This window comes from Nostoc sp. 'Peltigera membranacea cyanobiont' 232, from assembly GCF_002245985.1.
Lineage (GTDB): Bacteria > Cyanobacteriota > Cyanobacteriia > Cyanobacteriales > Nostocaceae > Nostoc.
In genome coordinates this window covers 23,110-36,678 of the sequence record NZ_NOLK01000074.1, presented here as the reverse complement: position 1 = coordinate 36,678, position 13,569 = coordinate 23,110, and the positions used below count along the sequence as shown (strand labels likewise).

Annotated in this window: 8 protein-coding genes and 1 pseudogene; 4 read left to right on the top strand and 5 right to left on the bottom strand. The window is 40.7% G+C overall.

Annotation, left to right across the window (positions count from 1 at the left end):
* The first annotated feature begins 97 nt into the window (after positions 1-97).
* Positions 98-874 (top strand): thioesterase domain-containing protein, encoded by a 777-nt coding sequence (locus CDG79_RS22810; protein ID WP_094344165.1) that lies wholly within the window; start codon positions 98-100, stop codon positions 872-874.
* Positions 875-1,145: 271 nt separating this feature from the next.
* On the opposite strand, the gene CDG79_RS22805 is transcribed toward CDG79_RS22810, so the two are convergent.
* The 4 genes and pseudogenes from CDG79_RS22805 to CDG79_RS22790 form a co-directional block, all read right to left on the bottom strand.
* Positions 1,146-3,140 carry a carbamoyltransferase family protein gene (locus tag CDG79_RS22805; protein WP_094344164.1) on the bottom strand — a complete coding sequence of 665 codons (1,995 nt, stop codon included), beginning with the start codon at positions 3,138-3,140 and terminating at the stop codon, positions 1,146-1,148.
* Positions 3,141-3,414: 274 nt separating this feature from the next.
* Positions 3,415-3,647, bottom strand: a pseudogene (locus CDG79_RS43940) (IS5/IS1182 family transposase); the annotation flags it as partial.
* 418 nt (positions 3,648-4,065) lie between these two features.
* Entirely contained in the window at positions 4,066-5,055 is a 990-nt protein-coding gene (locus CDG79_RS22795) for a GntR family transcriptional regulator (RefSeq protein ID WP_094344162.1), read from the bottom strand.
* Positions 5,056-5,155: 100 nt separating this feature from the next.
* Positions 5,156-5,578 carry a hypothetical protein gene (locus CDG79_RS22790; protein ID WP_094344161.1) on the bottom strand — a complete coding sequence of 141 codons (423 nt, stop codon included), beginning with the start codon at positions 5,576-5,578 and terminating at the stop codon, positions 5,156-5,158.
* Between the two features lie 396 nt (positions 5,579-5,974).
* Between CDG79_RS22790 and CDG79_RS22785 the strand changes: the two genes are divergently transcribed.
* A complete protein-coding gene (locus CDG79_RS22785; RefSeq protein ID WP_094344160.1) occupies positions 5,975-6,694 on the top strand; it encodes an iron-containing redox enzyme family protein in 720 nt (239 codons plus the stop codon).
* 195 nt (positions 6,695-6,889) lie between these two features.
* On the opposite strand, the gene CDG79_RS22780 is transcribed toward CDG79_RS22785, so the two are convergent.
* Entirely contained in the window at positions 6,890-7,405 is a 516-nt protein-coding gene (locus CDG79_RS22780; protein WP_094344159.1) for a helix-turn-helix domain-containing protein, read from the bottom strand.
* An 846-nt stretch (positions 7,406-8,251) separates the two neighbouring features.
* Between CDG79_RS22780 and CDG79_RS22775 the strand changes: the two genes are divergently transcribed.
* Together CDG79_RS22775 and CDG79_RS22770 are read left to right on the top strand one after the other, a co-directional pair.
* Complete coding sequence (locus CDG79_RS22775; protein ID WP_143855554.1) at positions 8,252-9,463, top strand: hypothetical protein; 1,212 nt, start codon at positions 8,252-8,254, stop codon at positions 9,461-9,463.
* 168 nt (positions 9,464-9,631) lie between these two features.
* Positions 9,632-13,282, top strand: a complete 3,651-nt coding sequence (locus CDG79_RS22770; protein WP_223278267.1) for a hypothetical protein — start codon at positions 9,632-9,634, stop codon at positions 13,280-13,282.
* The last annotated feature ends 287 nt before the right edge of the window (positions 13,283-13,569 follow it).

Here is a 13,569-nt window from a genome sequence, read left to right as displayed (position 1 = left end):
AAAAGCAGAATGAAGTAATTCTTCAAAAGCAGCACGACCTTCAAAAGCAGAATGAAGCGATCCTTCAAAAGCAGCATGACCTTCAAATCCGTGAGTAATTTACGATCGTTACCCTCTGGGGATTCATCCTATTGGTGGCTCTGTCTACAGCTATCGCTATTTAGCTCACAATCTGGAAGCGGATTTACCAGTTTATGGGTTACAGGCACAGGGTTTGGATGGAGAAGGAGAACCCCTGACCCAAATTGAGGAAATGGCTAAAAGCTATCTTGACTTGTTGCAGACCGTTCAGCCAATCGGTCCTTACCGACTCGGTGGGTGGTCTTTAGGTGGTCTCGTTGCCTTTGAGATTGCCCAACAGTTACATCAGCAAGGGCAAGAAGTATCTCAGCTAGTTATAATAGATATGTTTGCCCCCACCGCTGCTATCAACTCCTCAGAAATTGATGAGGTAAGCTTGATCACCGATTTCGCCAGAAATATAGGCGGTGTTGTCGGTAAAGAGTTTTCAGTATCTGTGGCTGAACTCAAACAACTCAATCCAGAGGAGCAATTGCAGTATATTTTAGCACAGGCTACAAAACTCGGAGTCTTGCCACCAGAAATTGGATCAGAGCAAATGCGCCACCGATTGGAAGTTTTCAAAGCCAACTTCCAAGCGATGGATCGCTATATGCCCCACCCCTATTTAGGTCCAATTACTTTCTTCTGTGCTGATGAGTCAATGAAGCAGAACCAAGACCCAAGTCTTGGCTGGGCTTCTTTTGCAGCCGGAAGTATCATTACGCATAATATTCCTGGCAACCACTACTCCATCATTGAAAGTAAGATTCTCGCTCAAAAGTTGAGACCCTATCTTAACGCTCTTTTATGACTCTGAGGAGATAAAAATAATGCTGTTTTTCCAAACTTCTCTTTCGTAGGCGATCGCTAACAAATACCCCTCTTGGGGACTAAAAGAAGGAAAGTCGTCTCCAAAAAATGGATCAGGGGAACTTCCTGTGAGTGTGAATATCTAGAGGTTTATATCAATCTGGACTTACGCATTGACAGAAAACTGACTATGTGTGTTTAAGCCCACCTTCTGTTTTAGATGTTCGAGGATAAAGTCACGAGCTACGTGAAGAGACAAATTTCTCGCTCTCTTATGGTTGCAACAAAATCAAACGCTGCGACCATAATTCCATAAGCTCCTTAACGATTCCTTGCGCTTTTCCTTCTTCAGTCTCGCCATTTTCGTGGAGGAGGTTCCCCACAGTCTTCTCACTATTCGCCAACGTCAAAACACGAAAGACTTCGGCTGACACTCCTACCTGAAACTTTGTATCGTAGCTATTCCCAATATAGAAGAGATTGTCGAACTTGCTGTCTGTACAAACCTTCTTAACCTGATGCAACGAAATATGGGGAGGAAGTAAAAGTTTAAGAGATAAATAATTTTGCCAAGATACCTCCTTTTTTTTAATCAAATACTCTCCGACAACAAGGTAGTCTAGTCCCGTAGTTAAAAAACAAACCACTGCATCTTCAACAGAATCTACAATTGGTTCAACGTTGTTGTTGAACGACGTGTTAAGCAAAATCGGAACGCCTGTCAACTTTTTAAACCAGTGAATCAAGTCCCAATATTTTTCATTTGTTTTGCGTGATACAGTTTGTACTCTTGCTGTTCCATCAACATGAGTCACTGCTCCCAAAAGATTACGTTTATCTTCTATAACGTTAACCACAAATATCATGAAGGGGAGCTGTTTTTGATTAGGCGGAACCTCAAAAAATTCATCAACATCCTCTTCTAAAACCGACGGGGCAAACGGTCTGTATCCTTCTCGCTTTTTGATCATTTTGTTAATACGACCTTTATTTTCATCAGGTCGAGGATCTGCAAGAATACTTCGGTTCCCTAAAGCCCTAGGTCCAAATTCAGAGCGACCTTGAACCCATCCCACAACATAACCGTTTGCCAGTAACTTTGCCGTCTGCTCCGAAACACTCATCAATTTCTCGAAAGCGATAAAATGTTGCCATTGCATCAATTGGTTCAAAACAGAGGAGGAACCTCCGATATCTGTTCCCCAGTAAACATGCTCAAGCTTAGAAGGCTTCTTAGCCATTGGATTAGCATTATAGTACGCATATAAAGCTGCGCCTAATGCACAGCCTGCATCGTGAGCCGCTGGCTGAACAAATACGTTTTCAAACATCCCAGAGCGCAAGATTTTTCCGTTAAGAGTACAATTATGAGCCACTCCCCCAGCCATACAAAGGTTTTTCTGTTTGGTTTCCTGTCTATAGTATTGAAGAACATGAAAAACTATATTCTCTAAGGTTTCCTGGAGTGATGCGGCGATATCCTTATGAATTTGGGTGAAGGGTTCCCCTTTCCTGCGCGGTACTCCTAAATCAAAGAGTGAAATTATTTTATCTTGGTGAATAACATAATCTCCATTAGGAAGTAATGTATAAAGTGTTTGGAATACATTTCTATATCTTTTTGGATCTCCATAAGGAGCTAGCCCCATCACTTTATATTCATCAAATAAACTGTAACCTAAAAAAGCTATTATTTTATAATAAAATTGACCAAGAGATTTCGAGGTAGGAATGTTGGCTATTTGCTTAAGCATTGTGCCCTTACCCTCAAAAACCATACCAGAACTACCCTCTCCTTCCCCGTCAAAGGTGGTAACAAGACTGCTTTCATAACCAGAAAATGCCAGTGCGCTCATTGCATGTGCATAATGATGAGTAACAAAACACAATCTATGTGGATCTATTTCAGAGTTTAATTCCCTGCAAAAAACGTGCTGAAAAAAGATTGTAGGATCAATTGTTGGTACCGAGGCATTATGTAAAAAAAGGTATTTAAGCATCATCTCGTAGTATTTACTTGAGGCGGAACAGGCAATTATATCTACTTCTTCCAGTTGTATGTCACGACTTTTCAAGCTTAAACGCAATGATTCACTAGGAAACTTGTTCGTATGTTTTATTCGATTGAGCCTTTCTTCCTCGATTGCAAAAATAACTTCTCCATCTTCAACTAAAACAATTGCTGAGTCGTGATCTCGCCCTATCGGGAAGTTATATAGATTCTCGTGAATAACTTCAAGTCCTCCATTATATCCTAGAACTCGCATTTTTACTACCTCCGTATTCTCTATTTAAACTTCTAAACAACTGATATGGATTTTTTCAATTTCATTTACGAACGGCGTAAACATAATTGCTTTAATTGTATGATGAATTGACGCAATTGCTCACCGCAGGACAAATAGCTCTTTCCGCAGCATTATTGGTCGGTTCCGCACCAACAACTAGACTAAAACTCGGCGATCGCACCCGAAAAAATTTAAGTGTCAGTAAACCAAAAAGTTTTCTAGAAACCTTGCTCTCAATGGGACGGATATATGGTTCTCTGTCGCTTATCCCTAGTTTTTCTTTAATTATTAATGCGTTTAATGCCATCCGAAATGACTTTGCTGGTGCGCCCATCTCTGGAGAAAATCCGGCAGAATATTCCGACTCAAATTCTTTCCAGGGTATTAAAGATGCCATAATTACCCAACGATTATCTGATGATAACTTTCCCTTGGAAGTTCAAAGCTTGACGCGGGAATTGGAGTTGATTTTTCTTTTCGGTACATGGTTACTTCGGATACACAGCATTCGGGCTGACCACTGTGATGCAAGGATTTTGGGCTATTCTACCTTCTTATCTTGCACCGGAATATACTTCTTTGGTCTGAGAATCTAGAGACTGTTACCTTTTCTTGCTTTTTCAGCAAACCCTATGTAGAAAGGGTTTGATAAAATGAAGCTTCCTCCTTATCTTGAGATTTGGGGACAAGTTGAAGACCAAAAGCTTGCGCTTTCTTCTGGAGATTTTTGAGGATCAGATCCTGGTATTTTTGCTCATCTATACCAACTCTGTACTTTTGAAAATATGTCGCTGGGTATACTTATGACTGCTTGTTTTTTCTAACTCATGAAAAGATAGGAGAACCGGGAGTTATAATATGGTCTTTGTGGGATTGATAAATTAAATTGGAGAATATAAAAGCTCTAAAAAATTGATTTTCCCAACTTAATTGTAGCGATTCGAGCTTTCAAAACAGACATATTACTTTCATCAATGCTGAAATTAAAAACCATTACTCTCTCCGGATGGGGGTTATACTGACATACATAGTCTTCAACTACTTTTGAAACGCAAACAAGCTCAAATTGTGATAATAGTTGAGGATTTTGCTCAAGACCCTTTAATTCTATTGTTTGAAAACTTATATGCGAAATGCCTGCTTGCACTAGAATACGTTTCATATCCTCGCTATCAGTTTCTGAGCTACTAACAAGTAGTACCTTTGTGTTACGAGGTTTTGACGAAATTTGTGTTAAAAGTTGTATATCTGGCTTGATATTAATGGAAATTACTTCTTGTTCAGGAGCAGTTAATTGAATAACCTCCCATTGATGTTGTGCTGTCGTAATTACTAGGTCAGCAGTTAATATTTCTTGTAATGTGTTTGGCTTACTAGGATTTAGGTCTGACAAACGAAGAAATGATAAAGGAATTTTTATTTCTGATTTAATGGCTTCATATATATCTGCACTCTGATGCGAACATCCGACAAATACTAACTTTAAGGAAATAGAGGAATACCGATTTAACATCACTGCTTGTGCATAGGCAGCAGCACCGAATTCAGATGCAGATAATCCAACTATTGCCGCAGCACTAAAAGCTTGACCTAGTAAATTGTAGAACTGTTTGTTAGTAATAATATTTCGTACAACTTGGGTATTAGCGACGAAAGTTCCTTTACCTCTTTGGGCTATTAGATAGTCGGAAGATATTAAATCGTTATAGACTGCTGCAAGGGTATTGTGATTGACACCTACTTGTTTGGCTAATTGAGTAACAGTTGGTAAAGCATCACCTGGGTGTAACTCTCCCATAGCAATTAATAGTTTAATTTGTTCAGCAATCTGGGCATTAATTGTTATCGGTGCTGAAGAATTGACAACAATAGGAAGGAAATCCGGAACAGGCATTATCATCTATCTCGATAGCCATAAGTTATTGTACATATTTCCGTAAAATTATAATTAGATAAGTTAAACATTATAAAAAAGCATTCAAGAAAATGAGTATCTATAAATTTACAACTATTGGATACTTACAAGAAGTTACTGAACTTTCGAGCAGGTTATTTGCTAATCGTGATTCAGCAATACAAGAAAACATCCAGAGTCTTCCTACATATTTATCTTCTAACCACTGCGGCTGCGAATGTCGCTCAAATATTCGACCATCCTTTAATTGAATAGTGTCATGAATCTCCAAATGCTGCTGCATGTATATCTCCTTAACCTCTTTAAAAAAGCTTTTGGGATATTCAAATTGTTTACAGACGAACTTCAACACCTGCTCATCGTCTCGTGACATGATAAGGTGTTTAGAGAGACTCCACAAATCTAAAAAGTTTCGATTCAGGCTTACCATCGTCCTATTACTATCGACTACGAGAATGCCAGCTGCATTAGGTTGGATTTTACCTTTATTTAAGCAATTCATAAATTTACGTATAAAAAATTACTAAAATTTAGACAATCTCCGCTCATAAATGGTCGTAGATTCTTACTTAATAGAGTTGTATCGCGTGGCAAGACTGCAAACGGTATCTTACCATACTTATGTCCAAAGCATTCTGACCAATTATGTTGGCTGGATAGCTAACTTTAACTGGTATTAAGTATAGGTTGTTACAAAATCAACTACATCCTGACATTGCTGTCAATACCGACAAGATTTACGTAACAACACTTAGCAGCTTTCAATCCCCCTCTATTCGTTACAATTATTTATACTACTTGACTAGCTTTGTTATACCAATATACTATAAATAGCTGGTGTTTACAAATTCACTAAATTAGAATACCAAATTGAGTGTACCTAAAGGGAATTTTACCAATGCAGTGGTTGTTAAGTTTGGCAGAAGAATATCGGAGTCGTCTTGGAGATGGACATTTTTATAAAGAACTGGCTTTATCTTCAAAGCCGGAGGACATTAGAGGCTGGATTCGTCAGTTATATTACCAATCCCGCGACTTTACTTCAGCGCTATCTCTGCGCTACGCCATGTGTCGTGACCAAAATTTCCAAGGTTGTTTTGCTGTTCATGCGATGGAGGAAGTAGATCATTGCGAACAGCTGATTGATTGGATGCACAAACACGGTTTTCTAGAGTCGGACGAGAGTCCAACCAGCGTACCAGCTACGTTAGAAACAATTGCTGTTTCAGCTTATTGTTTTCGCTCTGTTCTACGTGAATCGAGCGTACATCAAGTAATCGCACTAAATTTAATCTCAGAAGGAGTGTCTTATGACTTCTTCTCCAAAGTGAACCCAAAACTTGAAGCGCTCGGTCTGAAAGTGGGACGTTATTGGCAAGTTCATAAAGAAATTGACCGCCAACACTTGGCAATGGGACTGGATTTGATTCCTCAATGCGCTCCCGACTCGCCTCTGGGTAAAAGCTACGCTAGAATTGCTTGGGAAATGGCGACTTTGTACGGTCAGATGCTTGACTCTTGGGGTGGTATTTCAAAACACCACAATCTTGAACCCTATATTTTGCCTGATGAGTCTATTCAAGAGAGTTCAATAAGTCGTGAACTAGCTATGCGTTAGTAAAAATAACAAACATGGATACCAAACAGTTAGACCAAACAAATCAAGAGCAGCCTAATGACAGTGACAGATTCAAGAAACTGCCGTTAAAAGAAAAGCTTTGCAATCACTCTACTTATCAGCTTTCTCTTCTATACTTTTGGAAAAAAGTATAGTTTCCTTGGCTAATCGCTAATTAAGGAAGAGTAAATGAACTTAAACGGCTACTGCATTCATTTGTTTTAGAAATCGCCCTACACTCCGAGGTGAAATATTTGATACGATTCCTCGCTTTATAGCCTCATCAGCTATTCGCTTATTTTCCCTATATTCTACCAGTTCTGTTACTTCCTGATGTCTAGGAATTTCTTTTGCTAGGGCTAAAATTTGACATACTTGCTCTTCGCTAAAAACATTAGGCATTCCCGAACGAGATTTGTCAGTAAAAATCTCTAACACCATTTCCAGAAGTACTTCTTCCCCTACTCCCTCTTTCTCGGCAACCAACAGTTCTGTAGCAGCGTGTATCCATCTCTCTTTCCACACCTTAACCTGCTTCTTATCAATCCCTACGTGCTTGCTAATTTTACAGTTTGTGCTTAGAAAACTTGCCGCCAATACTACTTCTGCTCGCTTCGCCAATTTGACAGAACTGCTAGGCAAGCTTGTGATTTGCTCGAGTATCGCTTTTTGTTTATCAGTTAAAAATACAGTTTCTGCGTTATAAGACATGAAATACTCCTTAACAACCGGCTATCATCAAAATTTCTACCTTTCTAGCTTAGTTTTACCTAAACCGTTAAATGTAGAGAAATTTTTGCCAATAATCAAGATGACTGGTATACTTATTATTATGATTTTACCACAAAAAAGAACAAAGACTCATGTTGCCAGACACGAGTCTTTGTAGAACACAATTACCCGTTAGGAGCGGGCTAACTGCTTAATTGTTTTGAATCACTAACTAATTTGCTAGCTAGACGGTGACTCTCTTAGAAAACCAACTTCGTCAGTCTTATTGACTGATGAAGCTTGTCTCGTTTATCTTGTTCATCCTCATCCCATAATAATATGATCTTAGCTCAACGTGCAAATCGACCTTTAAGTAAACAGCAAATGTCGATTTTTACTAACAAATTTACAAAACTTCACAATAATCAGCGGTTTTTTTTCAAAGACAAGATTACAGAACATTCTGTAAACTTTTGTTTCTGGGTCATAATTCAACACATTCAAAGATACCTGTATAATATTTATCTTTCTTTATTTTTCCAACAGCAACTAAGTATAAGTCGCAGTTAAGCTACACAAAGCGCTCCAATGCTTACAACATTTGCGTGCGGATAGCAATCTTTGCAAAATATATGCGCTTGTCATCGCTTCCCCAAACAAGAACTTACTCAGTGCCTTCATAATAAACTCTAACTTTTATTACATGAGAGTACACCGTGATTTCCTTGTTTAGCAATCAGTGAAATACTTGAATAATTTAAGTTTCGGGGAAGCGCCTATCTTTCCTTTCATTTCATAGCTCCTAAAAAGGCTCTATTTGCCAGCAAGGGTTCAGGAGCGTTGTGTTTGACGTATACCGTTGAAATATGTCTGGGTACAAATATGCGCCATTGCGATGATAGTCGGGTTGTTCATCTGACCCCAGGTGAATTGGTTGTTCACCCAAAGTTAATAGAAATTTACGGTGAAAACGAGGATCGTCCTGCTTTGGAAAAAAGTATTTCTGAAAAAGGAATTCTTGAATCTTTGAAAGTATCTGCACGCACTGGTGTCAATGTAGTCTTGGCAGGTAAGTGTCGCTTGCAGATAGCTCTTAAGTTAGGCATTACAAGAGTGAAAGTGGAATTTGTCGAGTCTGGTTCGACTGAAGAAGATTTGAAACTAGTGCTTGACTTTAATCTCCACCGGGAAGGTGGAAAGACTCATTACCAGAAATTTCACGAGGGAGAGTACTGGGAGAGCGTACTTCGTCCCCAAGCGAAAGAAAGACAAAGGGAAAGCGCTCGCCGTTTGAATCAATCGAATGATTCAAATTTGAATCATTCGATAAATGATAGTAACTATCAATTAGCAAAGGGCAAGCGAGTGATTCAAGAGGTTTCAAACAAGCTAAAGATAAGCGTTGGCAGTTATCACAAGGGCAAGAAAGTATTTGATTTAATTTATCAATTACGAGAACTTAAAAAATTTCAGGCGGCTGTTGCATTGGAAGGAGAGTTTAACCGGAGTATTGATGCAGCTTATAGGTTTCTCTCCGATGATCGTAGGAACAAAGTATTAGATGCGATTGAGAGTAGAGAGGTAAATAGTATTAAGGATGGTTTAGCTTTTGTGGGGACTGGTTTTCGCAACCCTTGGCGTAAGTTTGAAGTTGGTCAAGTTTACCAGTTCAAAAAAGAACCCCGGACTGATTTTTTTAAAGAAGCTCGTGTGATTAAAATCACCGACGAATTTGTCGTCTTTGCTTTTCGCAATAGTAAAACTTACGCTTTGGAGACTTTAGGTATCAAACCAGCAAATATAAATGCCACATTGCAGGATGAGCCATCAGTGCGAGAGCGAGAGCGGGTTTATCAATTACTGGAGAAGTTTTCTCACGTTTATCCACTCCAGATGATGTTCACTGCAATGTTAGATATTACGAATTTTACTTTGGAGGAGGAAAGAATTTTGGCTGATTTTGAGACTGGTAGGTATGAGGAGATGGTTTCTAAGCGCAAGCTTGAATTTGAAATGATGGTTAATAAGGAAAAGACTGGGGATTTGTGTGCTGCATAAGACCAAGGGTGCTGACCTACGAACAACAAATCCCTAGACTAAAAATTCTTAATTAATAGGTTAGCATTTCTTTTTTATTAGCAGCACGAGGAGCGTACTTTTTTCAAGGTGATAACTCGTGTGGATAATTTTGACTTTTGCTCTTACTGACAGGAAAGGGGGTACGGGATGAGTAAATTTATTGCTACCCGCCGCCACAATCCTTGCCCAGTGTGTGGTGATATAAAAGGTAAGTGCCGCCACTTACCGGATAGTCCGGACACCGTATTGTGCATGACTGCGACGGATGCATATTCAGCCCCCCCCGGTTGGCAGTTTCTCAAACTTACTAGCGATGGGTTATGGGGAATAATACGGCGCGACACTGGAGAAATAAATGAAGAATTGAAGCGTGAGTGGGCAGAACGCACAGCTTACCTGCGTATTGAACGGTTGCGTATTGAAAGAACTCGCCATGCGACAAGTCTTACTGAAGGCGATCGCAATACCCAAATTCGAGATATTCTTGGGCAACTACGGTTATCTTCCCGTCACCGAGAGGACTTGCAGCACCGGGGATTAAATGATGAGTTAATAGAGAAAGGGAAGTTTAAATCAGTTGAGCAATGGCAAAAACTCGATCTTGAGGTTTCTTATCGATTGGCGGGAGTTGCCCTTGGGGGGCGAAGTCTTATTACTCCCCAAACTGGTTATCTTTGCCCGGTGTGGAATCCTGAAGCACAAATTGTTGGTTGGCAGTTGCGAGTTGATGACAATTCACTTGAAGATGTTCCCAAATACCTATGGGCAACTTCGCGCACTCGTAAACGCCCTCAGGGTGCGACTGTCCATTTTCAAAATGGTGAATTGCCCCTTACTTTTTGTACCCCCGCTAACGATGTGCATCCCCTGGCTCAATATATTGGAATTGCCGAAGGTATTCTCAAACCCTGGATAATTTCCCAATTGCGATCGCAAATTGTAATTGGTGCAGCGGGGGGTCAGTTTGCTTCTTCCCCAGAGACATTCAAGCGCTACTTAGAAGCTGCTTCTACTCAGTTGGGCAGTTGTAAAAATGTCCTTCTGTGGGCAGATGCGGGTGCGATCGCAAATAAAAATGTGATGCGTCAGTACCGCCGCACTTATGAGTTAGCTACTCGTTGGGGTTATACTTTACGGGTGGCATGGTGGGGACAGCTTGATAAATCATGTGCTGACCCAGATGAATATAGAGGTGAATACGAGATACTCACCTGGGCGCAGTTTGAATCTTTATCGCGCAATCCCAGCAGGTTCTGGGATGATGTCAAATACCAATTAAGAAAAGTTAAAAAATTATTCCGACGGGGGAGTGGGTTTAATCGTAGAGTACAACGGTTGCGCGAACGTTCTACGCCCACCGCTACAATTATCTTCACTCCGGATCAACTTCCGACCCCTGCTGAATATATAAAACTTGGCTGTCCTCGTATCATATATATGGGTGACGAACGGGTGACTATCTGGAAGGAAGCTGTTGCCAAAGGGTGGTGTCATATATTCGACAAATCCGTCCCTGGTGTAGGCAAGTCTCACACCGCCGGGAGCATGAGAGCGCATGAGTTTGATGTTCGACAATTATTTTACAACGCCGCTGACCATCGCAACCCCACCACACTGACAGTAGAAAAGCACTTTGTCGATTTACCCCCACGCCATAATGGGTTAGTAATAGACAAAAACCGAACCACCCCGATGGGTCGAGCTTTCACCGTCCACCCAACTGGAAACGAGCCTGAAGGTACGAATAAAGTCGTGGGTAACTGCCACCGCACCCCCACCTTCCGCGCTTTAAGTAATAAAAATATTAACAATATTGAAGGAACAGAAAACCCAATTTGTGCTGGCTGCCACCTGCGATTTGCTTGTCAGACTTCAACAGGTCCGGGGTTCGGCTACCGCAATAAGCGGATGGAGGTACTAAAACACAGCGAAATCCGGGCACATCCCCAAAGTTTACCGTTGGTGGATGATTATGAATACGGCGATGTGGGGATGTACTGGGACGAGGCATCTGGGTTATTTACTACGAAAAAGAAAATCGAAGTAACTATAAGCGATTTTAATCAAACCGTAGGAGAGTTGGCAATTCGCAACCCAGAATTATTTGTCAAGTTGCACCCAATATTTGAGAAGTTGCGGTGGCTGTGGGAAAAACTAAAAGTGGTAGAGGATAAAGGGCAAGGGGAATTCGTAAATATTGCATTTTCTCATGGTGTTCCCGAATCAGATCGCTACGGTTATAACGACACGGCGATACGTCAATTGCTCTTAGAAGTACCCGAAGATATTGCCGATACAATCGAGGAGTTGGATCGTTGCCTCAAACCCGATTTATCTTTCTTGGCTGATAGTACTGACGGAATTGATACCACATCAATGAGTAAGAAAGAGCGTGACAAATTACGTACAGCAAACCAACTACTGCGTCAAGAAAGCTATAGAGAAGCCAAACGTACCCTTGATTCTATCTCCCTCAACTGGTTAGTACCCATGCTTGAAGTGTGGGCGTTCTTCCAACCGGGTGCATTACATTTCGATAAAGGAATATTATCGATATACGTAGGTGACAACCGCCATCAAGAAGTAGCCCGTGCTGCTAAATTTAATATTTATTTAGATGGCACGATGGATGTTCACTATCTTGCCCTTAAGCTAGGTGTTGTCGTTGAGAATATCCTCCAAATCGAGCAAGTTGTCCCTAGTTATGAGAACTTGACCGTCATTCAGGTTACAGGGATGGGGGTACTTGGGCGCGATCGCCGAGAAAGTATGATAGCGCGGGTGATGGCATGTCGCGAGGGTATTATTAATAAGTACGAGGGGTTGAGTGTCGCTATTATTGAAAGAAAAGCCTTCGCTCTGGATGAGGATGGCTACCACTTTAGAGATAGTCGGGGGGTAAACCGCTTCAAAGATGTCAACGTATTGGTATCGATGGGTATACCGTACCCGAATATTGGGGAACTGGCTGCCGAGTATCAAATATTGATGGGGGTTAGCCCCGACTTGGAGGGAGACCAGAAAGAGGAGCGAATCCGGCTCATGGCAGCACGGTTTGGCAAGCAAGGTAGTAACGACTATGCTCTTGTGCAGCAGGAGAGTGACCTTGATTACCAGGAATTTATCGATTCTTTTGTCCGTGCCGAGATATTACAAGAAGCTGGTCGCTTGCGATCGCACTTGCGCCCGGAGGAGGAATTAATTTATTATTTCGTCGGGGATTTTGATTTGGAGTTTTTCCAAGTGGAACTTCCAGGATGTAAATTTGAAACCAAGCAGGCAATTGAAATCGATTTCAGGGCTGCCGATTATGGCGAGCAAACTAAAATAGCGATCGTTAAAGCTTGCGCTGATTTAATCGCACATCAGGTAAAACCAACCCAGGAGAAAATTGAGGATGAATTAAAAGAAAAATATCCTGACCATGCGGTTACCCAAGAGCGGATAAGTCAGATTGCCAATAAAAGTTTGGGGGGTTGGAAGGGATTGCCTCAGACGATAGCAGCAATAATTAAATCGTTAGGGGAGAAAGGAGAATTACCACTAATCGAGGAGCATGAGCCTTTTTATGCCAAAGTTTATCTGCCCTTATTGAGTCAGGAATCCCCAATCAAGGCAGTTGTGGGTTTAGTGGAGTTTGCTTTATTAATGGGAACTCGCTTTGGGACTATTCTCCAACACGTATTAATTGATGTGCGATCGCAATTGTTGAGATATGCTTTTTGTGTGATGAAGATAATTGGGGTTGGTATGGAATGGTTAATTGAGGAGTTATCTTCCTTGCTGGATACCTGTTAAAGTTGTTGAATTAATAGGTATGCTTAACCAGTTGATTATATACTTACTGGAAACTGTTGGTATGGCAGTATTTCAAAACAAAAGGATTAATATTAATCAAGTAATACGCCATTTATTTTTATTAAAAATATATAGTACCCTTGAGTGCAAAAAATCTCGAATGCACTTTACTGATATGACTGATGCCGAAATTGTTCCTATTTGATATGAGGTGAGGCTTAGGCAGTTACAAGTAATAAAATATCCAGCCATGTATAGCCATTGGTTGGTTGGGTATCGCAGAAGAC

Excerpts from the sequence above, each read along its gene's own strand:
- CDG79_RS22805 (WP_094344164.1), bottom strand. The coding sequence starts at position 3,140 with ATGCGAGTTCTAGGATATAATGGAGGACTTGAAGTTATTCACGAGAAT.
- CDG79_RS22795 (WP_094344162.1), bottom strand. The coding sequence starts at position 5,055 with ATGCCTGTTCCGGATTTCCTTCCTATTGTTGTCAATTCTTCAGCACCG.
- CDG79_RS22790 (WP_094344161.1), bottom strand. The coding sequence starts at position 5,578 with ATGAATTGCTTAAATAAAGGTAAAATCCAACCTAATGCAGCTGGCATT.
- CDG79_RS22785 (WP_094344160.1), top strand. The coding sequence starts at position 5,975 with ATGCAGTGGTTGTTAAGTTTGGCAGAAGAATATCGGAGTCGTCTTGGA.
- CDG79_RS22780 (WP_094344159.1), bottom strand. The coding sequence starts at position 7,405 with ATGTCTTATAACGCAGAAACTGTATTTTTAACTGATAAACAAAAAGCG.
- CDG79_RS22770 (WP_223278267.1), top strand. The coding sequence starts at position 9,632 with ATGAGTAAATTTATTGCTACCCGCCGCCACAATCCTTGCCCAGTGTGT.